Below are 25,513 nucleotides of genomic sequence, written 5' to 3' on the forward strand. Positions count from 1 at the left end.
GACTTGGGGTTTTTCCGATAGCGTTTATCCTGGTCGAAAGCGAATAGGAGGAATGCGATCATGACCGATCAAGTAACGATGCTGTTCGGCCCTCTGGAACTCCGCAAGACAGAGGAAGGTTGGCAGTACCTCAGCCAGGGAGCTGGTCATGAACCTGGTACCTGGTGTGATGCCACTAGCGTGCTTGGGCCGTTCGGCGGTTCAGGTGTGAACGATCTGCTTGATGAGTTGGCTGCAACAAAATCCAGTAAGACAGCTCGCGAATCCGAACTGGAAGATGTTCTTGAGCATATTCGCGGCAAAAGTTCCTGCTGCGACGCCTGGGATCTCATCGACCAGGTTTTGCCGTAGGCCACTGCGCGATCCACGTCGCGCACTAAGCCCAACCGAACGTCGAGGAAGATACTGTGGAGTCGGTACACGAAACGCTGAACCCGCAAGGCCCCGGCCAGCAGGACGAGTTCACCGAATGGATGCGTGGCCCTAATGCACGTTTCGTCGGGGCAAAACGTCTACCTGACGGCACCTATGCCGGCGTCCTGCCGTTAATGTTCACGTATGCCATCTGTCTTGGAGTGACCTACGAGGCTGCTTACCAAAAACGGTTCTGCTTTGAGGACACTCCTGTGTGCCTGCATGAATACAGCAAGCTGACCTCCTTCAACGATGAGCCTTCGGGATGGGTTGCACGGCGTCCACTGATTCAAGATCGTTAATCTCAAGGAAATCCACATGACCAAACAACCAATCACGATCATTGACGCAGGTCCGACACATTGCGGCGGTAGATCCACCGAACCCCGCAAAAGGCACCAGTCATAATGCTTTACATCCTCCTATGCTCCGTTGTTCTGCTGATCGTGGTCATTGGTAACGTCGCTCGCGCTACGCAGGCCTTGGTTTCCTCCGGCCCAAGTCAGCGGCTACAGCAAATGGCTCTCGTGCTGGTTTCCTATGCGGTGGGCATGGCCTACTGCGCACCATTGCTTTACCTATTCTTTGGCCCAGATGGCGCTCCAGGGGAAACTCTCGGCATCGATAGTGCGCGGCTAACCGTATACCTACTTTTCGCCGCCTCAGTGGCGCTACTCTTCTACATCCCCTCACTGTGGAAAAGAGCTGCTAACTCCAAAGGCTTTTGGCCGATGGGTCAGCTCACGCTGGTCGCCCTGGCATGTTTCGTAGGGGGCAAATCTGCATACGACCATCTAACGTTTTTCAACACCGATCAAGCAGGATGGGCGGATGTTGCGCTCATGAAGGAAATCGGGGAGATAACCGATATGCCGGGATGCACAAGCCCGGTTGCCTTTGTCCGGTTCCAATCCACTGGCCCATTTGAATACCGCTGCCCTGGTTTGATCGTTTTCAACCGGCTTTCATCGCAGCCTTTTGGCCCATGGCCACACAACGATACAGGCTCAAGTCAGCAGCTCGCAGATGTCATCCTGAAAATCAAAAGCGAAGCTAAAGTGGCGGAAGACTTTGCAGAGGAGCCCGCCCGGTTATGAGTACGAAAGCCCGCAAGCCAAAGCCAGTGCAGGCACCGTCTGAAATGCCTATTGAGTGGCCGCGTGCCGACCCGGCCGAGCTGGCGACCTTCGACCCGGCGTCGAAGGTCTGCAATATGAATTGCGGCCAGCACGCCCGCGACCCGCGCAGTAGGGAAGAGCGGCTGTTTCTGTGTACAGACTGCTAAGGAGTCCGCCCCACTATGACCGCGACCGAAACCCTGTACACCGCCCAGGCCGGCAGCGCCGTGCTGCGCATCGAGCGCAACGGCCGCCGCGACCTGCCGTTTACCCTGGACTGCAACCGGCTGCGCAACGGCAGCCCGTCCTATATGGAGCTGCCGCGCGCCTACAAGACCGAGCGCGGCGCGAAGATGGCTGCGGCGCGGATCACGGGCGGGGGCCTGGAGTGGGTCGCCGTGACCGAGCAAGACCCCGGCGACTGCGCATAACGGCGGATTACGTCAAATCAGCCCTACCAGGGCGTTGCGGTCTAGCAATCTGAATCAGGACTGCTGGCGACCAGTTGTCGGCGGAGTAGCAGAACAGGGCTAGTCCCTGGCTAAAACGAGGAGAAAAAGATCATGGCAAACCAAGAAGTCGTAGTGACGACCGACACCCAGGATTTGCTGGGACTGTCCGCTGAGGCAGCAGATGCGATTCTTTCCAACTGCCAGGTGCAGATCCAGCTCGTAGACCCAGCCGCCGCTGCGCACGCTGTTCAAACCGACGACAACTCAAAGTAGGCAGCCACGTGCTCGGTATCAGTCATAGCCTTGGGATTCAGGCGATCCTTGAGATGCTTAGCAATAAGACCTCGGATACCCCAGGATGCCCGCAATGACCGATGCTGAGTGGAAGAAAGAAGCAGCTCGACTGCAAGGCGCAGCAACTCGCGCAAAATCGAAAGTGAAGAAGGTGACAATGCTTGCCGACAAGCTCGAGGCGCGAGAAGCCCAGAAGGCAGCAGAGGAAGCTCTGCGTATGCACAAGCTGAATTACTACGAATTGGTAGCCATCTAGCACGGGCGCTCAGGCGTGATCGTCTGCCCGCCGCCGGCTATATCAAGTTCCAGAAATAGGGAGCACATCCATGGAAATGAAATTTCGCACCCAGTCCGGTGCCACTGTCACTGCCGACCCTATGGCTGAGGCACCGTACCCCCTAGAGCTTGCAGATCCAGCAGCTGAGCGTGGCGTTGGCCACGTCGAGTCCGCTTCCCTTCTGCGCAAACAGATTGAGCGCGTGATTCGTGAATACGGCGCAGATCCTGCGGAAGCAGCTCTGGCCGTATGCGTCATCCTCGATGGAAATCTGGGGCTGGCGGAAGACGGCTACTTCGACGACGACGATACCGTGCTGAACGCTCTCACTGCCGACAATCAGGCTGACGACTGATCTGTGTGACGAAAATACGGAGGCGAAAACATTGGCCTGGATCAAGACGAAAGACCTCATGCCTACGCCAGGTGTGCCTGTGCAGTGCAAACTCAGGCATTGCAGCAGTGGAGACATCCAGCAGCATCGTCTGGTTCGTGTGGTCGAGGACGATTGCAGCTGGCGAACTGCCGGCGACCTTTGCGAATTGAGCTATGACTGGGACGTAATCGAGTGGGAATCGGACGAAAACAGTGAGCCAGCAGACCACCAGCACGGGGACCAGTATGCAAATTAAACGGAAGGATTTCCGTGCTGGTGGTTCAGGGGATTCAGCCCTGGCCCAATCCATGCTGGAAATGAATGCGTGGCTCAAGGAACGATCTGTTAAGCCCTTTAACGTCGAAACGCTGGTAGATACTTCGTCCAGCATGGGTTGGGCCGGCCTAGGAGGCGCGGTATCTACGAACGCCGTTGGCGTCCGCCTCTGGTATTCAGAAGACGAGTAGAGTCAATGAATCGCCCGCCTGATCAGCATCTCTAAGGAAAACTGTACTGTGAAAAATTTTGCGTTCGTACTCGCCGCTGTGCTCGGTTCAACCTTTTCCTTTGCCCAGGCCTCGGATAAGCAGCTGACGTTAATCCCTTCCATGTCAGTGATCCCTGTCATCGTCGTTTCTCCGGGGTTGCTCACCACGGCTAACGTCCAGGACTTCGATGGGCTGAACCATGCCGCAGGCACCTTCCAACAGGCCAACAAGAAGCTCATCGACAACTTGGTCAAGCGCGAATGCCGAATTACGATCCAGGTGATACGGAAGCTCGATGAAAGCAGGATTTATCGTAACTTCGGTAACGGGGAAGGTTCTCTTTCCTGCACAGAGGGTGACGGCTCGATCAGCGACATCGTTCTCGGCGGCGATCTGGTGGACGAAAGTGGCGCTCTTGGCCTAGACCTCAGAGATTTGAAAAGTGGTACCAAGGCCTACTTTCTCGTGAAGCAGACTGGCGCGATATAACCGGCAGTCGAGCCATCCATTGCCAGCCCGCTTCCAGCGGGCTTTTGCGGTACCGACACGGAGGAGTGCCAATATGGCCAGTGAGTCCCCTTTTCTGAAACACCGAGAAATCCTGCTCCACCAATCCTATAGCGCCGCCGGCGCGCTCCAAGATTTTGCCCTGAGCTGCTACAACGGCCAGCTCGGGCAGTTCCGGGGCGACGCCCTGGCCAACTTCGACCAACAGCATTTCGCGATTTTTGTCGAGATGGCCACCTACTACCATCAGCACCGCGAGAACGATCCGCATCTGCTCGAGGTCGGTGCGGCCATGTGGAGCGATCGCCGCGAGCGCGGCCGTCAACACCTGGCTCGGGTTGCCGAGCACCGCGCGATCAATCCGAAGCAGTATGCCGAAGGCTCAGAGCGCGACTATTACGAGCAGCTGGATTGGTTGGAGCGCCAGACTGAGCGGATGAAAGAAAAGGGCTGGATCGACGAATAAGACGGAATGGAGACCACGATGGCGAACGTACCCAGCGATTTGATGCAGCAACAAGATGACCCTGTGTGGTTCGTGGAGGAGCGCCAGCTGAACGGCGACTGGATCGCCATCGACCGCGCGGACGATCAGGCCGAAGCCGAAGCGAAGTTGAGCCATGCCGAGAACTGCCTTCCAGGCACGTACCGTCTGAGTCGGTCGGATTGGTGAGCCCGGCCACGAAAGAGCCATCCCATCCAGGAGAAGCGCTGACAAGTAGCAGCCGATCGTGCTCTGTTTCCTGTAGATGATTTCTCCTCGGCTTCCTCCTGTCGCAAGGAGGAGCCGCCCACCTCCGCCACCCATCACTTGGGATTCTCGGTTGCCGCCGTAGGCTGAGTCTGTAGGCACCAGGTAGGTGCTCAGAGGACAGCCAATGCACCCGTCAATCTCCCGCGCACACCAGTTCGACGACCAGGTAGTTATCCCGGCACTGGGCCAGCAGCTCACCCTGCTTGGGTTCGAGCCTGAGCCTACGGTACTGGCCGATGGCACCTATTTCGATGCGCCGACAGTGGATCTGGACAGCTACGACCACGTTGTAGTCTGTGTATCAGGCAAGGACAGCATCGCTTGCCTGCTGGCCCTGATCGAGCAGGGGGTGGATCTGCGTCGTGTCGAGCTCTGGCACCACCGGGTGGATGGTGCAGAGGGGAGCACCCTCATGGACTGGGCTTTTAATGACAGTTTCATTGAGAAATTCGCCGAGGCATTCAATTTGCCGGTCTATTTCTCCTGGTTGCAGGGCGGCATTGAGGGCGAAATGCTCAAGATGGACGCCTACTCCAAACCTCACATGGTCGAAACTCCAGGCGGAATTATTTGCTTGGATCGGGATACCAGTCGGACTTCACCGGCGACCCGCCGCCGGTTTCCTCAGCAAAGCGCCAGCCTGACAACGCGCTGGTGTAGTTCCGCGGCCAAGATCGACGTGGGCCGCCGGGCCATCACCAACCAGGAGCGCTTTCTCGGTACCAAGACCTTGTTCGTCACTGGTGAGCGCCGTGCTGAGTCGAGCAACCGCAGCAAATACAATCAGCTGGAACCTCACGCCGTCGACCGGCGCAAGGGTCGCCTCGGCCGGCACGTAGATGCTTGGCGACCGGTGCTGCACTACAGCGAAGAACAGGTGTGGGAGCTGCTTGCTCGCCACCGAGTGGAGGCACCTGTCCCCTACCGCTTGGGCTGGGGTCGCTTCAGCTGCATGACGTGCATCTACAACTCCCCGAAGGTATGGGCCACCATCAGAAAATACTTCCCTGAGCGGGTCACCCCGATAGCCGGTTACGAGGACGAGTTCGGCTGCACTATCAGCCGGCAGAAAATCAACGTGGTGGATCTGTCGGCCACAGCGGAAGCATTCGATATCACTGATCTGGACGCACTTGCCCAGGCGCGCCAGCGCGAGTACGTACTGCCGATCTTCACGCCAGAGGGCAAGGCTTGGCAGTTGCCAGCTGGAGCATTCGTAACCGAAGGCTGCGGATCGATTTAAAAAACTCCTCCGCGGATTTCTCCTGAACCGAGCCCGGCCTCAGTTCCTTGGGATTTCCGATGCCTGCCGTACCTTGAATCCATCAGCTCCAGTGAGGAGCCGGATTCAAGCACGGAGCTTGTCATGCAGCTGTTCGATGTCGATCTGTTCTCTTCCGCTGGCGTCCAGGAGATGCCTGCCAATGTTGTTCGTGGGCCTGAGAAGACCCTGACCGAGAAGATTGCCGGTGCGGTCGACGCTGTGAAGCGCGTCGTGCGGGCCGGCAAGCAGCCTGTTGTGGCGTGGAGTGGCGGCAAGGACTCAAGCGTTACGCTGAACATCGCGTTCACTGCAATTCGCGAGCTGGCCACCGAAGGTTTCGCGGTGCCAACCTTGAACGTCATGCACTCCGACACCCGCATGGAAAACCCGGTGATCCATTGCTACAACCAGAGCCAGATGCAGCAAATGCAGGCCTACGCGAAGGCTGCCGGCATCGAGGTGAAGGTGTGGGTAGCAAAGCCGGGCCTGAGCAATGACTACCTGGTTAGCTTGGTCGGCGGGCGCATCATCGCCAGCGTAGGCTCCAACGCCAAATGCCAGCAAATGACCAAAGCAGATCCACTGAAGCGGGTGAAGAAGGCAATCCTCCGGGATGTCTCGGCTCGCCTCGGCCGCAAGTGTACTGACGACGATATCGTTTCGCTGATCGGTACCCGGTTCGATGAATCGGTGCAGCGCGAGCGGAAAATGTCCGAGCGCGGCGAGAGCGCATTTGAGGCGGTGAATCTCGCCGCCGACGCCGGCGGGCACGACTGGGTACTCAGCCCTATCGCTGAAATGACCACCATGGACGTGTTCAGCTACATCGGCCAGGTGATAGCAGGTCGGATTGAGTGCTACGACAGCTTTCATCAGCTGGTTGAGGTCTACCGCGACATGAATGGCGGGGACTGCATGGTGAACGTCTACCTGGCTGGGAAACAATCCGAACGCCCCGCGTGTGGCCATCGTACAGGCTGCTGGTCATGTACCCGCGTCTCTCGAGACTCGTCGGCCGAGAGCATGATCGCCAAGGAAGGCGGCGAGTACGACTGGCTCAAGCCCCTGAACGACTTGCGGAACTACATCAAGGCCCGCCACTTCGATCCGAGCGCTCGATGCTGGCTGGCTCGCACGGTTGATAAGGAAACGGGGACGATAAAAATCGCTCCGAATTCCTACTCGCCGGCCTTCACCAAAGAGCTGCTGGGAATCATGCTCACGATCCAGCTCGACGAGTTTGACGCCGCCGAGCAAGCCGGTATCAAGCCACGCTTCACGCTCCTGGATATCCAGCAACTGTTGGCGGTCGAGGCGCTTTGGGGCCGGTATGGATACCAGAAGCCGTTTACCGCAATGAGGGTGTTCCTGGAGGTCTACGAGCAAGGTGTTCGCTATGAGATCCCAGATATCGCGGCGCTGCCAAAGTATACCGAGGCAGACCTGCGATACCCCGAAGTCGAAGTGCCGTTCTGTGATGATCAGTACCAGGGGATGTTCAACGGCTTGCGCAGTATTTCCCATGCTGCTGCCGATGCTGAGTTCCTGACCACAACACGCAGTGGCATGGTGGTCATGGACGTGGTGACCAGCAGCGGATTCGAGATCGATCGCGAAGGTGCAGAGCTGTTCGTGAACTTCGAGCTGGATAACGCCCTGTCCCGCGTGACTTTCGACCAGTCTCCGACTGCGGGACTCCATTACCTGATGGGGTTGGGAACCATCGCGATCTACAAGGGCGACCATGGCGACTGGGATCGGATGATGCGGATGTCCAACCAGATTTTCAGAAGCGATCTTCAGCCCATTCTGCATGACCGCGCTGCGCTGATAGCCCGCCTGGGTGGTAACTCACTGGGCCAGATCGATCTGTTCTGACCGTTCCGCTCGGCTACGCATTGGTCAGCTTGGGATTCTCGTTCCGAGCGGCATGATTCGGCTCGAACTCAACCCAGAGGATACATCCCATGCCGCGCCAGGCTCTGCTACTCGCTCTGCTCGCAATTCTCACCAGTGGCTGTACAAGCGCGCCGATACAAAACCAGGCGGTGCCTGCCGGGGTGAGGTCGGCTGCGATGATCGCGCCGGGTTGCATCCAGCTCGCTGATGGGTGGCACTGTCAGGAGTTGGTACCTGCCTCGAAAGCCGAGTCGATGGATCGCCAGCGAGTACCCGGCATTCTGTTGTAATTGACCATCCCTCTCAGCGAGGGATGGCGTGCCCGGCTGCGGCGTTCAGAACTGCATCGCACCGCCGATTCAGCAGGTCGTGCAGCAGCTCGGCATCATTGGCCGCATCCACGCAATCGCGGTGGATCGCCTTCTCCAAACTGCTCTTCAGCCAGTCACTGGTTCCTGGGTTGCTTAGTACCGCCTGAATTTCTTCGTTGATGGCCACTGTTCGACTTCTCCGTCCGAAAGGTGTTGTGTGCTCAGGGATTCACTGCCGGTGCACTGGGAAGGTTGCGGCTTTCCTGCGGAGCCATCGGTTGCCCCATCAGCTCAAACGCCGGTGAGATGAACTCGGCACCCATGGCCGCGGATAACGCCTCCAGCTCGAAGTCGGTTACCTGAAAGCTCCCCGGCCAGATCCTGATGAGCGCCGATTTTCGAGCGACAAGGAATTTCTCCTGTTTGAGCATGGCCTCGTTGACGGCGAGACGAACAGCCTCGGCAAGCGTATCGCGGCTCCTGAAGAAATGAGTCATGGAGGAAAACGCGCAGTCGATCGACACACCGTTGACGATCACCTGATTCGGCTTCAGGTCGATGACGACGCGATTCGCCACCACTTTCCGCTCCGTCCATTCAAGAAACCAGGCCCCGAGAGCGCCAGCAGCAGCGACGGTACCGGCGACTATCCAGTTTCCCTGGCTGGGCGCATCGAAAACCGGAAACACAGCAAATGAGCCCAGCAGCGTGATGGGCATAGCCCCTAACCCGAGCAGGCCTTTCGATAGAGCATTCATTGGAGGGGAACCCTTGATCGCTGATTTCGACCGATTATTCCACGCCGTCAGCGCCAGCAAGGCCGTAATCAGGTCGCAAAGCGGTCAGAAAACGTTTCCCTCGGATTTGGAAGATATGCCCCTGTACGACCCAGGCCAATCTGCTGTCCAGGTCGCCGGCGGGGGCTTCAGGGGGATGGAGTAGGCTGAGCTTTCGCCGCCGTGGACATATCAGACGCCCAGTCCCGGAGATAACCAGGGACGATGAGCTGGTGACGAGCTCTCGATCCCCCCGTGTAAAGGGCTGCAAAAGCCCTGCTCGCTGCAATGCGGTCACCAGGCCCTACCTGACTGAGCAAGTCTGGTGCGAGCATCACAGCGTCGATCTCTGAATTGCGTGCGTCCATGACCCGGCCGAGCTGTAGTGGGGCTGTCCCTGACGCATCGAGGTTGAGTAACGATGCCTCGAACTCTGATGAGCTATAGCCCTTACTGAGCATCCGGTCGATGCGCTGAAAGCTACTATTTTTGCTGCCCATGTCCGCCCGGAGATCATCCCAGTGGGTGTACCTGAAGAGCGCGCTGTGGGTTGGCCGCACCTGATCATGGAACAGGCCAATGCAATCGAGAATGAACCGGCGGAAGGTGTTGATTGCTCCAGGTAGCAAGCTGAAAGTCGCGCCAGCGCTCCCCAGGCGCTGAAACCATTCGAATAATCCCCACTCGGAATCAACCAGTATCGTCACGGCCCCGGAGGGAACCTCTGGCTTGTCGTAGTAGACAACCTTTGTCTCGATGCCGTTGTTGCCCTCGAGCGAAGCCAATTTCAGTATCGGGTGTTTGTCGATGAGGGGGTTTATGACTCCCTCGATCTGCCGGCCGGCGCGAATGGAGTGGGTGATCTCGTGCTTGCGGAGTGTGCTAGCCCGTTGATAGTAGCTCCCATCCAGGCGCTGGCAGGCGTCACCCAGGGTAATCACGGGCTGGGTACAGCGGTCGAGAAATACCGAGAGTGGCCAGCTCAGGTCGTGAGCTTCATCGACAATGATGTGGGTGAACTCCAGACCTATGACCGCCTCATGAAGAAGGGTCATGTGCTTGATTCGGTGATAGCCGCGAAGCGGGAGCTGAAGGCGCTGATCGGTTGGTTCTATGGTCTGGTCCCACAGCCTTTGCGCATACCCTACCAGCACCAACCGATCTACGGCATCGAGGGTAAGCCCTTTGGGGATGTGCTGCTCTGATAAGGCAAGGTCAGTGCTGTTGCAAAAGGAGGCAACCATCCTCGCGCAGGCCGTGGCTACTTGGGCTGGACTGAGCCTACTTATCGACCCGAAGCCTAACCGGGAAGCGATGTCTTCCGGGGTAACCTGGTGCCGAGCGGATGCCCGCTTGCCCGGCCTGTAATAACCGACACTTCGTTCAAGCACGTAGTTGGCGAGATCTCCGAACGTCATTCCTCTCACGTTCGCGGCTCCGATTCGCTGCATCAGGGCCTGGAGCTGCACCGCGGTGAACGCCAGCACGAGTGGTCGACATGATGAAAGCGAGTCCACCAAGCGTTCGATCATGTGGGTCTTGCCGGTACCAGCCAGGCCCTGGATATGGATGCTCTCATCGGGTTCGGCGTGAATAACGCGAAACGTCCGGCTCTGCTGATTCGACAGAGAAATTGTTTTCCCCGATGGGGTCTCGAACGAATGCTTGAGCGGGTTGAGCTTTTGGGTGTGCGCCGCACAGAAGTTGAAGTCCCAGTGGCCACCATTCAGGAATTGCTTCGCGTCCAGCGTCTCCTCATCCAGGAAGCGCAGCCGCAGCCGAGGCATAAGCGCCAGCCCTCGCTCAAACAACTCTCGCTTAAATCGGCCGGCAATCAGGCTAGAAAACGTACCAGGTGGATGCGTTTGGCTCAGTTCCGTTCCGACTGAGATCAACTCGGCCAGGGCCTTCTCAACGAGCATTTCGCTTTTCGGCTTTCCGTCCAGGGCCGGTAAATTCTGGATGACAGCCACCGAAGCCACTTGGGGCACGTCCCACTGCCCCAGTAGGACACGAGCAGAACTACTCGGATCAACCAAGATGTCGGCCTGTGAAGCCAGCAGTGGGATGTAAAGAACCGGGTCGCTCACACTTTTATCTCGGTGAAATGAACATCGTCGACCGCCACCAGCACTATCGCCGGCGGCGGGCCCAGCTATCCAGTGTATGCCAGGCCAGCCTGAGGTCACACTGTCTCAACGCCGGTACCAGTTGAGTTGGTAGCACCTGGCGTCCTCGGGAATCTGATCGGGTGGCCAGCGCAGGCAATCCAGATACAGACGCTCAGGTTTGCTCGGGCTGGGCCGAGTAGCCTGCACCAGGTAGGCCGACCCACCGGAAGTGAGGATGTAGTCGCCAGCGCTCAGGTCGTCAGCGCCATCGATGTACAGCTTGCATGGGGTGAAGGGCTGGCGTCGGCTGGCCATATCCGCTTTCCTTGATCAGTTTTCGATTTCACAGCTATCAAGTAAGGATTTGATCCGGTCTTGAAACTCTGGGTGCTCAGCAGATATCTCCTGAAGCTCAGGTAGTCGCTCAGTCACAATATCGGCCGCATTTATCCCGAACTCGGAAACCAACCTTTCAAGGCTGTTGATGACCTCTTCTGGCGCAATATTCTCTCGGACAGTGTTGCAAATAAGGGCTGCCGCGGCCTTGGAATGATCATCGAGCTCCACGACACGGATAGGGACTATATCCATACCCAGTTGCTTAGCTGCCAGCCAGCGAACCTGGCCACCGCCAGGGGTAATCTCATAGCGGTCACCAAGACGGGTAACCAAAAGGGGCTCCATGATTCCGTAACTGAGAATGCTCTCAGCCATAGCATCGACTTGGGCCTGACTGGGAGTTTTTGGGCTGAGCTTGCTTCGCACCAGCTTGTTCGTTTGGACCGCCGTGGGGTTTTTCAAGTCTGTTTTCCTCGACCTTTCGGGGTAGTGCTCTGCGGTTCGCCACTCGCAGCCTTCTTCGGCAATTCAGATGGAATATTTCTGCTGCGTCATTGCGCTTTTGCCACTACCGCAATGACATGGCCATCGGCGAAGGCCAGATCGAGCTTGCTGACATCGCGAGCCTGCTGGGCACTGCTGATGATCTCCCCACCAGGGCCACGGACTAAGGCAAAGCCTCTCCCGAGCAGTGCAAGCGGGTTTGTCTTGTCGTAGACCGTGCATGCAAGCTCCAGGCGCGAAAACTCCTTGGTGATCAGCGCCCTACTCAGGGAAGCCACCCTCGAGGCGGCAAACAGCCCCCTTTGGCGCTCAGCTACACACAGACCAGCCCCGAGCCTTGAAAATCGATCCTGCGCGAGCTGGAGGGCCATGCGCTGTTGGCTGATGAGGCGGTCCCGGCCTTTGTCGAGGCTGCTTTGCTGTTGCAACAGTTGCCGGTGCTCCCCATGGAGCATTTCCGTCACCCGCCGGCTGAAGGTGCCCCAAGCGCGATCCAGATGCGGGGCTTGGCCAGACACCAGGCGCAAGATCATGCCGTTGGCCCGCTCGACCTGAGCCCGAGCAGTTGAGGCCTCAGACATGAGCGCTGTCTTGATGAACCCGATGACCTTCGATGGTGTGTCGAACCGGCGGTGCGCCACGAGGTCAAGCACGCACTCGTCGACCTCGTGCCCAATGCCGGTGAATACCGGGACAGGCAACCGGCAGACCCAAGCCGCAAGGTTCGCGTCGTTGAGCCAGGCCAGATCGCTTTTCGCTCCCCCCCCGCGGATGATGCATACGGCGTCGAATGGCTGCTGTTGATGTTGTTCATGAACAGTCCGCAACGCAGAGCGGATGCTATCTGATGCATCACGACCCTGGAACGTCGCTGAGAAATACTCGAAGCCGCATACCTCGGCCGCAGCCAACTGCTCTGCATCACGCCGAAAATCGGCCAGTCCAGCGGCCTCGTGCGGAGCCACAACCGCAACGCGCCAGAAGCCCCCTGGAGAGGGAAGCCCCCGCTGTAGGTCGAACCACTGCCGCTCCTTCAGGGAGGCAATGATCTTCTGCATCTTGGCCTGCATGTCACCCAGCGTGTAGCTCGGGTCGATGCCGGTGACCATCAGGGAGAAGCCAAACTGAGGGGAAAAATCCGCCCTCACTTTCAGCAGGACGTTCATTCCTGCTTGGGGCAGGCCTCCGGTTGCCTGCTGCCACTCACCAAGTACCTTGCCGGCGACGTTCGCAAACATGGTGCACCGCGCCTTCGCGACCTCGGCTCCCTCACGCGACTCCAAGATGTCCATGTAGCAGTGGCCGTTCGGGCGGCGCTTGAAGTCGCTGAGTTCCGCAACAACCCAGCAGCTGTCTGGCACCGCAGCACGGATGGCCTTCTGGATCTGGGTAAGGTATGCGCTGAGAGTGAGGTGCTGCTCAATCGGATCAGGTGCGCTCACCGGCCTGTCCTTCTTCAGCGCCCAAGGTTGCTTGAACAACGCCCTCGATACGGGTAAGCCGGTCGGCGCAGAACTTACGGGCATCCGCAAATTCGCGAGCAAGGGTTTCCAACTCGTCGATGCTGACTTCATTGCGCTCCAGGCGCTTTACCGTCTGGTCGATGAAGGCGATGTTGGCTTCGTAGGTATCTCGGCTCATGTGGGAAGTCCTGGGGAAGATGGGATCAATCAACGTGCCGATTGTCGCAGCTTCCCCAAAAGACCCAACCCTATCAGCTCTCAGGCTGAACCCACGTTGTCTGACCCTCTGGAATCACGCCTCGATTGCAGCCGTATTTGGACAGGTACAACGCCCTGCTCTGCCGCAACCAGGCCTCAACGGTTGGAACGATCATCGCGGCATACTCGGCAAGGCTAGGGTGTTTCTTCCAGTCGCCATTGCCGATCGCGGATTCCAGCGAACGGTCATACCAGGCGTTGACCAGTTGCTCGACTCCAGCCAGTTCCTCGCCGGGGGACGGCGCGGAATGGATGAGGTTATGCGCCTCGCGTTTCCTTTGCTCTCGGGTGGCATGTGCAGCTGGTAACGCACCGAGGGAGAAAAGAGCTTCCTCAAAATTGAGGTGACGCTTCTCGTGAGTAGTCGAGTCCTCGGCTATACCGGGGACGAAAGAAAAGCGGCAGAGCTTGCAGTAGACCACGCCACCGTCCTTCCGCTCGTAGTGCTGCTCCAGCGAGCGGGCGACCCACCTGCGAACTTCGTGGTAGCTACGTGCCTGAAGATGATGCTGCGCCATCAGGTTGAGACGCTGCGTATGGCTCAGTCCTGGGTGACGGACCTTTGCCTGCTTGGCGAGCTTTTTGAGGTTTTCGATATCGCGGAGTGTGATTGGGTTTTGCATACGGCAGCCTCCAAAGGCTGATGCTCTGTGTCCACTTCGGAGCACCCGTAAGGGTTCCGTTGGTTTGTCGGTAGTGCTTTCGCTTTGCCAGTGTGGACGGCAGGCACCTACCCGTGTGCCGAGGGGAATATCTCTGTCTCGATTGCGAACGTCAAGCGTGATGTCGATTTCGCCCGGCTGGTTGAAATTTGAGCATCGCCGGGGGAGCGTTCCCAGGCCGCCACGCCAGGACTTTATCCACAGGCTTACCCCCACTTTCCGGGGACAAACCTCGGACGAAAAAAATCCCGCTCGAGCGGGACTTATTCCTGGCGTGACCTCATTCCAACTGCATGTGCTCGTCACGCCCCATGGGTTTGTGCAGAGAAACGCTTTCACCGTCCCTTTTGCCCTGAATGTAGGCTCGGTACGCATCCATATCCAGTTTTCGGCGTTTCATCTTTGTGACCGGAACACCTGGATAATTTCTCTGCGTATAAGCGTGGATTGCCCTTTCCACTTCTTCCGTAACGCCGGAAAATTCCTCTACTCGTTTGTGTACGCCGATGATCCATGCTTCCGCATACAGCACCCCCGCTTTGCGCCTTTGAACTGTGCCCTGAATACTGACTCCTGAGAGGTATTTTCTCTTGGAGTCTTTCAGTTGCCGGATAAGCACCTCATACGCATAAGCCGACATTTCAGCGCTACCGATTTCTCCAATAAAAATCAGCGATTGCCCGTCAGGGCCATAGCTGTAGAAACTCACACAGCCAAACGCTTTAGAAACCGTCATCGACAACATGCGAATCCATTGTGGCGGAACGCTTTTGGCTTTACCGATCCGCAGGGAAAATTCTTCCGTCTGGGTGGCATGCACATCGCCTATTTCCAGCTTGAACTTATCCATAAGTTTGCGGGCTTGCCGCATTGCTGCTTCGGCCTCATGCGGGTTGCTGGATTTGGCGAGCGCAAAACATTTCTTGATTCTGTCCAGTGCGCGAGCGCGCTTGTTCTTGTCTCCAGTCGCGCACTCACTCACCGCTCAATCCTCCGCTTCGCGACACGTTATTAAGCATGACGCTTCAGCGACAACCAATATCTCCCCGTATTCGGGTTGCTCAGCAAGTATACTTGCTCCATCCCCTCAAAAGAGGTGTCCAACTTTTGGACGCCAGCCCCGAAATACTCCCCCAAACGCGACAACACTTTTTCCTGTTCTGCTTGCGGCTGGTCTTTAAGTTCATCGAGAACCATCTTCAGCTCTGTGATAGCGGCGGCAAAAAACGTTCTTGCTCGCAACGCATCCGCTTGCCCGAGCGTTGACTCGTATTCACTAAGCACTACCGCCATCGCCATAGAACTCCGCTCACGCAACCCTGCGCACTCCTGAGTGAGTACGATTGCAATTAGAAGATCATGACTGCCCGGAATGTCTGCATGCAGCACCTCCAATATTTCCTCAGACCACTCCTTATCCGCAGGGAGGTTGTATCCTTCAAGAGAAAAACTACCGCTGGCCCCGATCAACTCATTAACGCCGTACATAAAATCCCCTTGTCCCTAAATTTGTGGTTCACCTTAACAACATGCATCCATCCGCTTCGCGACACGTTTAAAAGCGCACGAACGCAGCATCGAACTAGATCTTCCTGTTTGATTCGTAACTGATTCGGTTCATCAGGCAGTAGTCGACAGTGTATCCATCTATCCGGGTAACGATTTCCCCAGTCAAATCGAGCAGAGCAGATGCCCCTGCGTAAAATCCAATTCCGCCGCTGGCATATTTTCCGCTCCGAATCTGAAATCCTCTGGCGTCAGTGATGGATACGCCGGATATTTCGTGCCATAGGAGAAATACACCCTCCCCGTACAGGCCTTCATCCCGCACTGAAAAAAGAACCTGCCGGAGCTGGCTCCCGTGGGCAACGCCTATGAAATCGCCGTTTGGTAGTACCGGCGGAAATAACCTGCCGTCACCTCTCTTTTTAAACTCCAAATGTCACCGCCTGTTCATTGCCGTGTTTAGCCGGCTCTTTATGTTCGATATCACGCTGGTGACAACCAATGCTGACTTGATCAACAGGCTTACGCAGCAAGCCAGGCCGATCACGCACATGCCAGCGAAAATCATCCCGTGGACGGCTGATGTCCATGCTCCCAGTTGTGGCAAGTTCACGAAAATCATTCGCTAGACCCTCCCCTTGCGCTCGCAGATTTGCCAGCCAAGGCTTTCATCGCCGCCCGCAGTTTCGCGCAGTCGGTTTTCGCATCGCTGAGTACATACCTCGATCCGTAGTAGGTCAGCCAGGCGGTTGCTAACCCGGCACTCAATGCGCCGATTGATCCAAGCAGCAGTTCCAGTTGTTCGCTCCCGAGCATGAGATTTACTCCCCCTCAATCCTGGCCGCTTTCTCCAGCCCGCAAATTTGCGCTGTGCCAATGCTCCCACCATCGCATCCAATCCCAAGGATTTAATGCGTCCTGATTCCGATCGCCGCCCTCTTACCGCCCGCTGGTGTTTGCTCACTTCCGACACACAGCCTTCATCCGCTTCGCGACACATGTTCAGGAAAGCGACCCTCACACCACCTCGCTTGCTTATGGGAGTCTGACGGTTCACCTCACATAGAGAGAAAATCGCATTGGGGCTGGTTTCATGCTCACCGCTTTGAAAGGCCCGCGCCACGTGGGGTGTAGGGATATCCACCTCAGATGGTTGCCTTGAAGGGGTGTCGTCATCGCCAAAGGGGTGTTGTGAAGAGGTGTTGTGAAGGGGTGTTGCTGGCCTGAAACGCCCGCCCGTTAAGGCGTCGCGGCTATTCAGCCGGGTCGGTTTGCAGCAAAGGGTACTGTGAAGAGGTGTCGTCATTGCCGAAGGGCGTCGTGAAGGGGTGTCGTGAAGGGGTGTTGTAGGCCGGAACCCTTGATTTTGTTGGGCTCCAGCATTTTTTCGGCACCGTTCACAGTCGACACGCTTAGTCGGACGTTGCGGGGTAATCATGAGTGATGAACGCAGAAATTGAGCCGTCAACCACGCCAGCTTTCTTTACCGCAGGGACAAGCTGACGGCGGACTCGCTGAATGACTGAACACGTTTCCCGGATCTCGGCGAGCTGGATTTCGTAGGCCCGAACTATGTTCTTCAAGGGCTCCTTCACGAATGAGAACGACGAGACCTGGTACTTGCTTCCTTGGCCCTTGTTGATTGTCCGGATGACCCGCGGCTTCTTGGCTTCGCCTTCCCTGAGCCTCGGCAAGATGACTTTCGCCCATTCGATGGTGACGGCATTCGGGCTGGATTGCCGGATACGGATCACGATCGGTATGTGCCCTGGCTTACCTGCGTGCAGTGAAAGGGCTGTCTGGAAGAAAGAGTCGCGCAGCTCCTCCGCTCGGCCTACCAGGCTGGAATAGACACGATCAAGCTCAGCTACTGCTGGGTGCTTTGGGGCTTCACAGGGTGAGTTCATATGTTGCTCCTTTGTGGATGGGAGCATTTTGCGGGTCGACAGAGAGGGCGTGGCTCGTTTTCAGACGCAAAAACGTCCTGAAAACGGAGCCCAAAGCTTTCAGGAAGACTGATTATTACGGTGCGTCGTCATCTGGTGACCGGTTGATGCAGGTATAGCGCTTGGGATTCTGTGGGTGTGGGGTTTCATGTGCTACGGGGTCATACGCGTCGTCATCTGGCGCACTTCTTTTGTCATTATTTGCTGGGAGCGGCATTCAAATGGGTAACGCCTTGGGTCTGGATATTGGTTACAGCAACGTGATTGGCGTTTTTGGCAGCGGGGATGGGCATCCTGAGTCGATTATTCGCCCCTCGCAGGCCGCTCCCCTGAGCGTTCTGCCTGGGGATTCTGGATTACGTGCTGGTGAGGTAATCGTGGAGGTTGATGGCGCGCCCTGGGTGGCATTTGCCGCGCCCGGCCGTGTTCAAGATGGACGTGAACTGCACGAGGATTACACGTCTTCGCACGCCTATGAGGCCCTGTTTAAGGGGGCTCTGCTGCATGCCGCGGGTGATAAAGACGTGGTTGACTGCTTGGTAACTGGTCTTCCTGTCTCGCAGGCTCGCGATAAGGCCTACGTGGAAGCCCTAGTAAAGCGTATGACTGGGACACATCGCATTACGCCAAAGCGAGAGGTTACCGTTAAGCGCGTCGAGGTGGTTGCTCAACCGATCGGGACTCTGACGGAGATCTACTGCAACTCAGATGCATCTGAAGTTATTGAGGAGTCAGTTTCGATCATTATCGATCCAGGATTCTTCAGTGTTGATTGGGTCGTATTTGACCACCGCGAGCTGGTAGTCAACTCCAGCAGCAGCAGCCTCAAGGCTATGTCTGTTGTACTTGAAGCGTGCAATGAAGAAATTGCGAAGGATCATGGCGGCATTCCTGGCGTTGAAAAGATTGAACATGCACTCCAGTCGGGTAAGTCATACATCCTTGTTTATGGCCGCAAGGTTGAACTTGCAGAATATCTTGAGCGTGCTGCCGAGCGTGTTATCCCATCCGTTTTCACTGAGATTAAACAAGGCCTTCGATTCCTGAAAGGCCGTGCGATCGACTGCGTGATCCTCGGCGGCGGGGGAGCCTCACTGTATGAGCAGTTTGCCAGAAAAGAATTTCCCGACGCATTGGTAGTCAAGCCCGCGAACAGCGTAAAAAGCAATGCCGAAGGTTTCTGGCATATCGCACGCTCTTAATTTAACGGGTGCGCAAGGACGCGCTAAGGAGGGAATGTGGATAAAACGATGAGACTACAATGTCGAGTCACGCCAGCGACACAAGAATTGCACGCGCATCTTGAAACTATTGACCCCGATTATCGGGGTAAAAGACTTGTTGCAATGGCAGCGCTATATCTAAGCATGATTAGTGCGACCGAAGATGCTAAAAGCAAGCAAGCAGATACTCAGCAAGATAATATTGTTGCTGATGACAAAAAGGAACAGGTCAGTAATGAGCCAGCCTCTCGTCCAGTTGCCAGCTGGATAAGGGGGGCAAATGTTTAATATCCGTATCAGTTCTTTTATTGCAGTATCTGCATGCATTGCCATAGGTACTTCAGTGAGCGCTAAAGCTAATGGCTTTTCATTAAAAGGAACGATGTGGGAGCGAGCGTCAATGGCCTCCGCATGCAAGCCGGACCCTCTGCTTCTATATTCACTAGCTCTAAAGGAATCTAAAACATCTGCCGGAAAAGGGATGATTGCACCACACCCGTTTGCGCTTCGCAATGAACCTAGTGGCGCTCTGTACCCTAATACCTACATGGATGCCAAGGCTGTACTCGGCAAATATATTGCCGAAGACATCCTCACCGACATAGGGATTATGCAAATAAACTATCGTTGGAACGGCAATAGAGTAGCGCGCCCGGAGTTTCTTCTTGACCCCGAGGTGAACATCCGCGTTGGTGCTCAGATACTTTGCGAGTCGATTGCTCAATATCCTGTCGATATGCAACTTGCTATTGGTGGGTACCATACACGAAACCCAAAGCGTGAACTTGACGCACGCGAGTATGCGAGTAATGTGCTCAGCATTTGGCGTTCACTACAGCGTTTAAAGTAAGGGCAGGGACATGCGAGTTAAGATCAACGCATCGATGATACAAATGGGCCTGCGCTGGCTGACATCTGGCTTGCGGGATTTCAATGTCATTCTCGCCGAGCAGCGCTTGACTCAAAGCGATATGGTTTGGCTTTCGTCTTTGAGCGCGAACCAGCGTCAGTTGAACGCTGTAGATGCCCTTCCCGTTTCTCTCTACCGTGTTCACTACAACACCCTGAAAGTCGGCAGGGGCTACCTGGACGATGAGGAGTTCAGGGAGATTGGCAACAAGATGGTCATGTTCATGGAGTTTTGTCATTTCTCCCGCGTCAACGAAACAAGCCCTATTCTGGCTGTAGGCCTCGACGATGTTGGGTATCGGGTGTTCGAGGCAGGATCTTTCGACTCTCGCATGATGCTGGTGAGCCGCGGCGGGTTCTCGATTGGCACCAGGTGCAACCTCAGGAAGCTGAGGATGAACTTATCATCGCCAGATGATCAACTGAGAGACGTGACCACCGTATTGCTTGGCGACCTTCGGTACTTCCTGAAGCCTGGCGTAAGTGGCATAGGCCGGGTTAAAGACTATCCGTCTACGATGCCCCTCGATGTGGTTGCGACCGAGTTGCTTCAGCAGAAGCTACAGCCGAAGCTGGTCGCGCAATGGACAGGATTGAATGCAGACGAGGTAGTTCGGATGAAGCGCTCCTTGCTACGGGATACCCCCCTTGTCCAGTCCCAAAGCGGGCGCATACAGGCACCGAATAAGACACTGGCTGAAAGCCCTCTTCACAGCCTGCTCTACCTCACTGTGTACAGGCTGCTCGCCGACAATCCTCTTCGGCGGACGAATGCTCGCGCGGTGGTTGCGGCTCATCGTGAGTATGTGGAGCTGTGTAAAGCGGTTGGCGTCGAGGCCAGCGATATGATCTCCCCTTCCAATGGCTACCAGCTCAGCAACGCAATGAAGACCGGAGACATCACTCTCACCCCATGCAGCAAGTGCAAGGAGATCAATGCTCGTTACGCGCTCAAGCCCGGCCGATGCATCTGGTGCAACCACTGAACATCCTCTGCCAGGCCCGTAGCCAGGCGGCATGCCAAGCGGACGACTTGGGTTATGGGTGAGATGCTGTAGGGTCGGAAGCATGCAAAGGCGAAAAGTGACCTTTAGGCTTTACCCCAATGTCAGCCAGCAAGAACGGCTGGACGGCTGGGTGCGCCTGCACGCCGAACTGTACAACGCTGCGCTTCAGGAGCGCATCGAGGCGTACCGCAAAGCTGGTATCAGTATCAGCTACTACGACCAACAGAACACGTTACCCGTCATAAAACAGTTTCGGCCGGAGCTGGTCGAGCTGGGTAGTCATGCCCTGCAAGAGACCCTGCGCCGACTGGATCGAGCCTTTCAGGCGTTCTTTCGCCGGGTCAAAGCTGGCCAGTCACCGGGATTTCCCCGCTTCAAATCCAGCGCCCGCTACTCGGGCTTCTCCTACCCCGATCCAGCCGGCTGGAAGCTCCAGCAGCTCGGCCAGCGCGGCGGCACGTTGCGGCTGGGCAGCGGCAAGGGCGCGATGATGATTCGTCTGCGGGGCCGCCACCGTTTCGCCGATTTCACGCCGAATGACCTGACCCTCAGCCGCCGCCGCAATCACGCCACCGGCCAAGATCAGTGGTATGCCTCGATCACCCTACGGGTGCCCGAGTCCGCCTGTCGGCGTGAGCGAACAGGCGACGATGCAATTGGTATCGACCTGGGCGTCAGTCACTGGGCCAACTTTGATGATGGCAGCCAGATCGAAAACCCCCGCTGGCTGCGCGAGGCGCTGCCCCAGTTGGCCAACCTGCAACGACAACGCGCCAGAAGGAAGCGGGGTTCGCACCGCTATCGGCTGCTAAGCCAGGAAATCATCCGTCTGCACCAGCGCATTGCAGATGGACGGCGCGACTTCCTGCATAAACAAACGACTTCCCTGGTGCAGCGCTGCGCCCTGATCGCCACGGAAGAACTGCAACCCCAGAACATGAGCCGCAGCGCTAAGGGCACGGTTGAGAAACCGGGCCGTCGCGTGCGGCAAAAGGCTGGACTGAACCGGGAAATTCTCTCGGCCGGCTTCAGCATGGCGCATCAGATGCTCACCTACAAAGCGCACGAAGCTGGTTCCGTTTTGCATCTGTCCGATACGCGCCGATTAAAACCCTCGCAGCGCTGTTCAGCCTGCTGGGCCATCGTGCCCAAACTGCTCAGTGAGCGCATGCACCGCTGTGCCTGTGGCTGCGTGCTGCCGAGGGATCAGAACAGCGCCAGGGTCGTACTGCTCGACGCCTGGATACTGCAAGACACGCCTGGGACGGGCGTGACGGCGAGACTCAAGCCGCTGTCCGCGCAAGCGGTCAAGCCCAAGTCAACGACCCGCGAAATTCCGACGACAACCGCACATGCGGTTTAGTGGCGGAAGAGTTCATTGGTGAACGAGATGCGAAACGACAAAGTTGAGTGCCAGTGCTGCAAGAAAATGATGGTCCCGAAGGTGGTCACTAGCGCCCCCTTCTACATCAGCGGCGTCCCCGTTGGTGGCCGGGACCCGGAGTCTTCGGTTTGTCCGTTTTGCCTGTCGCCCAAGTGGATGCTGACTGAGCAGCAGGTTCTCACTGGAGCAAAAGCGAATGCTGAGTTTTTTGGCATCATGGTGTTGCTTCTGATCAACATCGTCGTGTTCGCCCGCTTGGGTGCCGAGGCGTTGGGCGTGAGCCTTGGCCTGTCTGTTTTGATGTTCCTGTTGCGGGAGCGAATTGCCATCGCGGTGAAGGGTTGGCTGGCCGAACTCTTCAAGGGATGAATTGGGCAGTCGATAGAGAGAAAGGTTTCGTTGTGCGCCAGGCTCGCCCGCAGTCGCGAAGGTGAGGTGTCTACCCATCCAGGGAGAGGCCTGCCCTAGCCAGTTCCTGCCATTACGTAGATTCGCTTGGGTTTACAGCGCGCTGTGAGATTCTTAGGGTAAGAACTTTCGAGGGGTGAACGAGATGCGAAACGACAAGGCTGAGTGCCAATGCTGCAAGAAAATGATGGTTCCACGTGTGGTTATGGAGCGATCGATTTATGTCGATGGTGTGCAGGTCGGGGGTGAGAAGCCTCTCAAAAGCATCTGCCCCTTCTGTTTGAGCGAGGAGTGGAATGGGATGCCTCGGAAAAGCGGGCTTGCTCGCTTGCGTCGTGATGCCATTCTTGGGCTTCGAGCGATTTCTTTGGAGCTGACTATCATTGGTGGAATCGCCCTCTTTTTCGCTGTCATGGCGATCTACCGATTTGTCTTTGTCGGCTTCAACTAAAAAGGGGCTATAAAGCCCCTTTTTTACTCATTCGATTGACGGTCTCCTCGGTCCGCTGGCCTGTTTGGGTTGTTCAGCATTTTCAATTGCCGCAGGTCTAAAGTTTTTGGGCAGGGGATTGTGACGATTGCCCGCAGCGACAGTTTCCACAACCGGCCGGTCAGCAGATGTTCCATCACTTCCTGCTGCCTGGTACGTCAATGAAGCATGGACGCCCTTCGCATAGTCTTCATCCCCGCCAGACGCGATCATGGCTTCCGAGTAGGTGTGGTAGGAGGACCACTGATAAATATCAGAGTCCGTTGGCATGCCTGCCCGGCTAGCTGCTCGAAGTGCGGCTTGGCTATCTGTCAGCCCCAGTTGCTGCCCTTCAGAAACGTCATTGCTGAATTGTGTGTTCTCGTTGCCAGCCAGGAAGTTCGTAAGCGTTTTGCCGCCCGACTGGATGCTCTGAACCGCCGATGCGGCCTTGATCATCAAGCCCTTATCATCGTAGTTCTTACCGAAGGTCGATAGTTGCTGCGCGGCCTCTGAATCTGCCGCCCCTCTAACATCCTCACTGTTGCGAGCATGCGCGAGTTGTGGGGCTAGGCTGTTCTCCGCATGACGGTTTCCGACAAGCTCAGCACCTTGGTCTTCAGCCGCTTCCTTAGCAGAAATGTTCATGTCCTGAGCACCTGCATATGCGTCACTGTTACCCTGCCATCTTGAATTGAACTCGCCTTGCAAACCTGAGTTCCCGGCCGTTGCTGCGCCGGCTTTGTCTGCTATGTTTGCAAACTCTCCCGCATTACCCTGAGCTACGTTGAAGTCGAATGGATTGAATTGGCTCATGACCAATTCGCCGAGCCTGCCTTGCTGGTTAATCGCCCGGATTGCCGCCATCGCCCTCTGCTCGTCCGTATTCGACGACATATCTTTGATGCTTTGGCTATTAAATGCTTCAGCGAAGAGCTTTTTCCCTTCATCAGTTGCACCAGCCATGCGCTGAAGTTCTAAGCCAGACTCTGCTCGAGATACCCCGCCTCTCGATAGCGACTTGATCGCTGCATCGCGAAGATTGAGGCCTTGACTTGCCCTGATGGTGTCTTGCTGAGAAGCCGCTTGGCTGTACGTATTCTGTGCCTGTAGAGCTTCAGTGCGGCTTTGATTTATCTGATCAGTGTTGCTAACACTACTTTGGGCCATCGACGAGTCACGGAAGGCATCACCGGTGGCAAATGTCAGGTCACGGGTGTTAGCGCTCTCCACGGAAGAACTTAACTGCGAGAGAGATTTTTCGGCAGTTCGACGCTCTGTGCCGCTCATTTCGGAAAGCGACTTGCCATCACTGGTTTTGAGGTTGGCCATGATGCCTTTCAGGCCGGCTTGCCCACCAAGCGCTGAGGCTGCGGTTGCCATGTTTATCGACGACTCAGAGAAACCACTGCTTCGAAGATTCTCAACTGCCTGGTTATAGGAAGAGCTTTGCTTGAGAGCATCGCTAGCTTTGATGCTTTCGCCCATTTGCGTCATCGCTTCGCGCCCTGTACTCGTCGAGGCTAGTTGCTGGCCTGCCGCTGAGAGGTTGCTCTGGTACTGGCTCGTGGCCGTTTGCGAGGCGGTTTGGGCGCTCTGAAGGACTGCACTCGCAGCTTGGTCGCCGGTTATCGTCTCAGCAAGCTGCGGCGATCCCGTTCTGCTCACCCCGGAGCTTACCTGGTCGGAAGTAAACGAGGCATTTTGACTGAGAACAGGTGCGCTATCCTGGGCCCGAGGATTCACGTCTTCGGACTTGAATTTGTCGCCTGCCGTCATTTGGCTCATGACGCTGTTGGCAACCATGGCAGAGCCGGAAACGATGAACAGTGCCAATGGAGGCACGGACGCCGCAAGCAGACCGCCAATACCCAGTGCCTTGCCGATGGCTTTGTCTATGTCCATGAGTTGGAGCATTGCGAAACCAGAACCTGTGGGGTCGTAGCCGTTGAATACGGCTTCCATCTGGGAGCCTGCATACCAGAGGGTAAAAGCATTCACGATACTCAACAGCGGCATCCACAAACCCACCGCCAGCGGCAACACGAGATACTTGCCGAGGATAGAAAGGCCAGGCCCACCCAGGAGCAAAGCAAAGGCCATGAACGGCGTCATCGCATAGAGCATGCCCTCGAAGAAGGCGATCATCGGTCTCATGTAGTGTTTGAAGCTGTCGCCCTTCCCCGCCCATTGAATTTCTTGCTGGTTGAGCGATTCGCGAAGAGCCATTGCGGCTCTTTGCTCTTGCCAATGGTTCATGGCATCGACTGCGGATTCCACGGTCATCTGGCCACCCATTCCATGAGCATCTGACCACCGATTCCACGCTGATCCGGCCACCCATTCCACGCGCATCCGGCCACTGATTCCACGGCCATCCGGCCACTCAACCGG

At 56.6% G+C, this 25,513-nt stretch carries 34 protein-coding genes; 20 read left to right on the forward strand and 14 right to left on the reverse strand.

Annotation, left to right across the window (positions count from 1 at the left end):
• The first annotated feature begins 60 nt into the window (after positions 1–60).
• From G7020_RS18940 to G7020_RS19000, 13 genes are all read left to right on the forward strand, one after another.
• The gene (locus G7020_RS18940) at positions 61–351 is read left to right on the forward strand and encodes a hypothetical protein (protein ID WP_124097857.1); all 291 of its coding nucleotides are present in this window, start codon (positions 61–63) and stop codon (positions 349–351) included.
• Positions 352–407: 56 nt separating this feature from the next.
• Positions 408–716: a hypothetical protein gene (locus tag G7020_RS18945; RefSeq protein WP_124097856.1), complete on the forward strand. Its 309-nt coding sequence runs from the start codon at positions 408–410 to the stop codon at positions 714–716.
• A 105-nt stretch (positions 717–821) separates the two neighbouring features.
• Positions 822–1,511 carry a hypothetical protein gene (locus tag G7020_RS18950; RefSeq protein ID WP_124097855.1) on the forward strand — a complete coding sequence of 230 codons (690 nt, stop codon included), beginning with the start codon at positions 822–824 and terminating at the stop codon, positions 1,509–1,511.
• 203 nt (positions 1,512–1,714) lie between these two features.
• The gene (locus G7020_RS18955) at positions 1,715–1,963 is read left to right on the forward strand and encodes a hypothetical protein (RefSeq protein ID WP_124097854.1); all 249 of its coding nucleotides are present in this window, start codon (positions 1,715–1,717) and stop codon (positions 1,961–1,963) included.
• A gap of 132 nt (positions 1,964–2,095) precedes the next feature.
• Positions 2,096–2,257: a hypothetical protein gene (locus tag G7020_RS18960; RefSeq protein ID WP_161565789.1), complete on the forward strand. Its 162-nt coding sequence runs from the start codon at positions 2,096–2,098 to the stop codon at positions 2,255–2,257.
• Between the two features lie 94 nt (positions 2,258–2,351).
• Positions 2,352–2,534 (forward strand): hypothetical protein, encoded by a 183-nt coding sequence (locus G7020_RS18965; protein WP_128655757.1) that lies wholly within the window; start codon positions 2,352–2,354, stop codon positions 2,532–2,534.
• A gap of 70 nt (positions 2,535–2,604) precedes the next feature.
• A complete protein-coding gene (locus G7020_RS18970; RefSeq protein WP_128655755.1) occupies positions 2,605–2,910 on the forward strand; it encodes a hypothetical protein in 306 nt (101 codons plus the stop codon).
• Between the two features lie 233 nt (positions 2,911–3,143).
• Entirely contained in the window at positions 3,144–3,398 is a 255-nt protein-coding gene (locus G7020_RS18975) for a hypothetical protein (RefSeq protein WP_161565788.1), read from the forward strand.
• Positions 3,399–3,446: 48 nt separating this feature from the next.
• Positions 3,447–3,908: a hypothetical protein gene (locus G7020_RS18980; RefSeq protein ID WP_128655753.1), complete on the forward strand. Its 462-nt coding sequence runs from the start codon at positions 3,447–3,449 to the stop codon at positions 3,906–3,908.
• 73 nt (positions 3,909–3,981) lie between these two features.
• Entirely contained in the window at positions 3,982–4,392 is a 411-nt protein-coding gene (locus G7020_RS18985; RefSeq protein ID WP_084341292.1) for a hypothetical protein, read from the forward strand.
• Positions 4,393–4,410: 18 nt separating this feature from the next.
• A complete protein-coding gene (locus tag G7020_RS18990; protein ID WP_084341291.1) occupies positions 4,411–4,599 on the forward strand; it encodes a hypothetical protein in 189 nt (62 codons plus the stop codon).
• Positions 4,600–4,804: 205 nt separating this feature from the next.
• Positions 4,805–5,923, forward strand: a complete 1,119-nt coding sequence (locus G7020_RS18995; RefSeq protein WP_128655751.1) for a phosphoadenosine phosphosulfate reductase family protein — start codon at positions 4,805–4,807, stop codon at positions 5,921–5,923.
• A 123-nt stretch (positions 5,924–6,046) separates the two neighbouring features.
• Positions 6,047–7,822 carry a phosphoadenosine phosphosulfate reductase family protein gene (locus G7020_RS19000; protein WP_128655749.1) on the forward strand — a complete coding sequence of 592 codons (1,776 nt, stop codon included), beginning with the start codon at positions 6,047–6,049 and terminating at the stop codon, positions 7,820–7,822.
• 324 nt (positions 7,823–8,146) lie between these two features.
• Here G7020_RS19000 and G7020_RS19005 read toward each other — a convergent pair whose 3' ends face one another.
• The 13 genes from G7020_RS19005 to mobI form a co-directional block, all read right to left on the reverse strand.
• Positions 8,147–8,341: a hypothetical protein gene (locus G7020_RS19005; protein ID WP_060765406.1), complete on the reverse strand. Its 195-nt coding sequence runs from the start codon at positions 8,339–8,341 to the stop codon at positions 8,147–8,149.
• 34 nt (positions 8,342–8,375) lie between these two features.
• Positions 8,376–8,873 carry a hypothetical protein gene (locus G7020_RS19010; RefSeq protein WP_060765407.1) on the reverse strand — a complete coding sequence of 166 codons (498 nt, stop codon included), beginning with the start codon at positions 8,871–8,873 and terminating at the stop codon, positions 8,376–8,378.
• A gap of 206 nt (positions 8,874–9,079) precedes the next feature.
• Positions 9,080–11,020, reverse strand: coding sequence for an AAA family ATPase (locus tag G7020_RS19015; protein WP_128655747.1), 1,941 nt, complete (start codon positions 11,018–11,020; stop codon positions 9,080–9,082).
• Between the two features lie 105 nt (positions 11,021–11,125).
• The gene (locus tag G7020_RS19020; protein WP_181086668.1) at positions 11,126–11,356 is read right to left on the reverse strand and encodes a hypothetical protein; all 231 of its coding nucleotides are present in this window, start codon (positions 11,354–11,356) and stop codon (positions 11,126–11,128) included.
• Positions 11,357–11,371: 15 nt separating this feature from the next.
• The gene (locus G7020_RS19025; RefSeq protein WP_147811510.1) at positions 11,372–11,842 is read right to left on the reverse strand and encodes a ParB/RepB/Spo0J family partition protein; all 471 of its coding nucleotides are present in this window, start codon (positions 11,840–11,842) and stop codon (positions 11,372–11,374) included.
• A gap of 89 nt (positions 11,843–11,931) precedes the next feature.
• Positions 11,932–13,326 carry an exodeoxyribonuclease VII large subunit gene (xseA, locus tag G7020_RS19030; RefSeq protein ID WP_147811511.1) on the reverse strand — a complete coding sequence of 465 codons (1,395 nt, stop codon included), beginning with the start codon at positions 13,324–13,326 and terminating at the stop codon, positions 11,932–11,934.
• Positions 13,313–13,525 (reverse strand): exodeoxyribonuclease VII small subunit, encoded by a 213-nt coding sequence (locus G7020_RS19035; RefSeq protein ID WP_013100931.1) that lies wholly within the window; start codon positions 13,523–13,525, stop codon positions 13,313–13,315. Before G7020_RS19035 ends, xseA begins: the two co-directional genes overlap by 14 nt.
• A gap of 73 nt (positions 13,526–13,598) precedes the next feature.
• Positions 13,599–14,228, reverse strand: coding sequence for a hypothetical protein (locus tag G7020_RS19040; RefSeq protein ID WP_103406875.1), 630 nt, complete (start codon positions 14,226–14,228; stop codon positions 13,599–13,601).
• 319 nt (positions 14,229–14,547) lie between these two features.
• A complete protein-coding gene (locus G7020_RS19045; RefSeq protein ID WP_124097842.1) occupies positions 14,548–15,249 on the reverse strand; it encodes a DUF2786 domain-containing protein in 702 nt (233 codons plus the stop codon).
• Positions 15,250–15,278: 29 nt separating this feature from the next.
• Positions 15,279–15,755 carry a hypothetical protein gene (locus tag G7020_RS19050; protein WP_011154398.1) on the reverse strand — a complete coding sequence of 159 codons (477 nt, stop codon included), beginning with the start codon at positions 15,753–15,755 and terminating at the stop codon, positions 15,279–15,281.
• Between the two features lie 94 nt (positions 15,756–15,849).
• Complete coding sequence (locus G7020_RS19055; protein ID WP_181086669.1) at positions 15,850–16,206, reverse strand: hypothetical protein; 357 nt, start codon at positions 16,204–16,206, stop codon at positions 15,850–15,852.
• Positions 16,196–16,363, reverse strand: a complete 168-nt coding sequence (locus tag G7020_RS19060; RefSeq protein WP_181086670.1) for a hypothetical protein — start codon at positions 16,361–16,363, stop codon at positions 16,196–16,198. The genes G7020_RS19055 and G7020_RS19060 overlap by 11 nt, the downstream gene beginning before the upstream one ends.
• Positions 16,364–17,185: 822 nt before the next feature.
• Positions 17,186–17,680 carry a conjugative transfer protein MobI(A/C) gene (gene mobI / locus G7020_RS19065; protein ID WP_124097840.1) on the reverse strand — a complete coding sequence of 165 codons (495 nt, stop codon included), beginning with the start codon at positions 17,678–17,680 and terminating at the stop codon, positions 17,186–17,188.
• Between the two features lie 260 nt (positions 17,681–17,940).
• Between mobI and G7020_RS19070 the strand changes: the two genes are divergently transcribed.
• From G7020_RS19070 to G7020_RS19100, 7 genes are all read left to right on the forward strand, one after another.
• Positions 17,941–18,921 (forward strand): ParM/StbA family protein, encoded by a 981-nt coding sequence (locus G7020_RS19070; protein WP_181086671.1) that lies wholly within the window; start codon positions 17,941–17,943, stop codon positions 18,919–18,921.
• Between the two features lie 36 nt (positions 18,922–18,957).
• Positions 18,958–19,230 carry a hypothetical protein gene (locus tag G7020_RS19075; RefSeq protein WP_080922816.1) on the forward strand — a complete coding sequence of 91 codons (273 nt, stop codon included), beginning with the start codon at positions 18,958–18,960 and terminating at the stop codon, positions 19,228–19,230.
• A complete protein-coding gene (locus tag G7020_RS19080; RefSeq protein WP_013100924.1) occupies positions 19,223–19,792 on the forward strand; it encodes a transglycosylase SLT domain-containing protein in 570 nt (189 codons plus the stop codon). The genes G7020_RS19075 and G7020_RS19080 overlap by 8 nt, the downstream gene beginning before the upstream one ends.
• A 10-nt stretch (positions 19,793–19,802) precedes the next feature.
• Positions 19,803–20,837, forward strand: coding sequence for a hypothetical protein (locus tag G7020_RS19085; RefSeq protein ID WP_013100922.1), 1,035 nt, complete (start codon positions 19,803–19,805; stop codon positions 20,835–20,837).
• Between the two features lie 82 nt (positions 20,838–20,919).
• A complete protein-coding gene (locus G7020_RS19090; protein WP_028621615.1) occupies positions 20,920–22,221 on the forward strand; it encodes an RNA-guided endonuclease InsQ/TnpB family protein in 1,302 nt (433 codons plus the stop codon).
• 18 nt (positions 22,222–22,239) lie between these two features.
• On the forward strand, positions 22,240–22,611 hold the full coding sequence (locus G7020_RS19095) for a hypothetical protein (RefSeq protein WP_169715582.1): 372 nt from the start codon (positions 22,240–22,242) through the stop codon (positions 22,609–22,611).
• 184 nt (positions 22,612–22,795) lie between these two features.
• Complete coding sequence (locus G7020_RS19100) at positions 22,796–23,101, forward strand: hypothetical protein (protein ID WP_043859881.1); 306 nt, start codon at positions 22,796–22,798, stop codon at positions 23,099–23,101.
• A gap of 27 nt (positions 23,102–23,128) precedes the next feature.
• Here G7020_RS19100 and G7020_RS19105 read toward each other — a convergent pair.
• Positions 23,129–25,513, reverse strand: a 2,385-nt coding sequence (locus tag G7020_RS19105; RefSeq protein ID WP_219852763.1) for a conjugal transfer protein TraG N-terminal domain-containing protein, incomplete at its 5' end; no start/stop codon positions are given.

Origin of the sequence: Stutzerimonas stutzeri, from assembly GCF_013522825.1 — a bacterium.
Lineage (GTDB): Bacteria > Pseudomonadota > Gammaproteobacteria > Pseudomonadales > Pseudomonadaceae > Stutzerimonas > Stutzerimonas stutzeri_AK.

Excerpts from the sequence above, each read along its gene's own strand:
- G7020_RS18940 (WP_124097857.1), top strand. The coding sequence starts at position 61 with ATGACCGATCAAGTAACGATGCTGTTCGGCCCTCTGGAACTCCGCAAG.
- G7020_RS18950 (WP_124097855.1), top strand. The coding sequence starts at position 822 with ATGCTTTACATCCTCCTATGCTCCGTTGTTCTGCTGATCGTGGTCATT.
- G7020_RS18955 (WP_124097854.1), top strand. The coding sequence starts at position 1,715 with ATGACCGCGACCGAAACCCTGTACACCGCCCAGGCCGGCAGCGCCGTG.
- G7020_RS18960 (WP_161565789.1), top strand. The coding sequence starts at position 2,096 with ATGGCAAACCAAGAAGTCGTAGTGACGACCGACACCCAGGATTTGCTG.
- G7020_RS18965 (WP_128655757.1), top strand. The coding sequence starts at position 2,352 with ATGACCGATGCTGAGTGGAAGAAAGAAGCAGCTCGACTGCAAGGCGCA.
- G7020_RS18970 (WP_128655755.1), top strand. The coding sequence starts at position 2,605 with ATGGAAATGAAATTTCGCACCCAGTCCGGTGCCACTGTCACTGCCGAC.
- G7020_RS18985 (WP_084341292.1), top strand. The coding sequence starts at position 3,982 with ATGGCCAGTGAGTCCCCTTTTCTGAAACACCGAGAAATCCTGCTCCAC.
- G7020_RS18990 (WP_084341291.1), top strand. The coding sequence starts at position 4,411 with ATGGCGAACGTACCCAGCGATTTGATGCAGCAACAAGATGACCCTGTG.
- G7020_RS18995 (WP_128655751.1), top strand. The coding sequence starts at position 4,805 with ATGCACCCGTCAATCTCCCGCGCACACCAGTTCGACGACCAGGTAGTT.
- G7020_RS19000 (WP_128655749.1), top strand. The coding sequence starts at position 6,047 with ATGCAGCTGTTCGATGTCGATCTGTTCTCTTCCGCTGGCGTCCAGGAG.
- G7020_RS19010 (WP_060765407.1), bottom strand. The coding sequence starts at position 8,873 with ATGCCCATCACGCTGCTGGGCTCATTTGCTGTGTTTCCGGTTTTCGAT.
- G7020_RS19020 (WP_181086668.1), bottom strand. The coding sequence starts at position 11,356 with ATGGCCAGCCGACGCCAGCCCTTCACCCCATGCAAGCTGTACATCGAT.
- G7020_RS19035 (WP_013100931.1), bottom strand. The coding sequence starts at position 13,525 with ATGAGCCGAGATACCTACGAAGCCAACATCGCCTTCATCGACCAGACG.
- G7020_RS19040 (WP_103406875.1), bottom strand. The coding sequence starts at position 14,228 with ATGCAAAACCCAATCACACTCCGCGATATCGAAAACCTCAAAAAGCTC.
- G7020_RS19050 (WP_011154398.1), bottom strand. The coding sequence starts at position 15,755 with ATGTACGGCGTTAATGAGTTGATCGGGGCCAGCGGTAGTTTTTCTCTT.
- G7020_RS19060 (WP_181086670.1), bottom strand. The coding sequence starts at position 16,363 with ATGGACATCAGCCGTCCACGGGATGATTTTCGCTGGCATGTGCGTGAT.
- mobI (WP_124097840.1), bottom strand. The coding sequence starts at position 17,680 with ATGAACTCACCCTGTGAAGCCCCAAAGCACCCAGCAGTAGCTGAGCTT.
- G7020_RS19070 (WP_181086671.1), top strand. The coding sequence starts at position 17,941 with ATGGGTAACGCCTTGGGTCTGGATATTGGTTACAGCAACGTGATTGGC.
- G7020_RS19080 (WP_013100924.1), top strand. The coding sequence starts at position 19,223 with ATGTTTAATATCCGTATCAGTTCTTTTATTGCAGTATCTGCATGCATT.
- G7020_RS19085 (WP_013100922.1), top strand. The coding sequence starts at position 19,803 with ATGCGAGTTAAGATCAACGCATCGATGATACAAATGGGCCTGCGCTGG.
- G7020_RS19090 (WP_028621615.1), top strand. The coding sequence starts at position 20,920 with ATGCAAAGGCGAAAAGTGACCTTTAGGCTTTACCCCAATGTCAGCCAG.
- G7020_RS19100 (WP_043859881.1), top strand. The coding sequence starts at position 22,796 with ATGCGAAACGACAAGGCTGAGTGCCAATGCTGCAAGAAAATGATGGTT.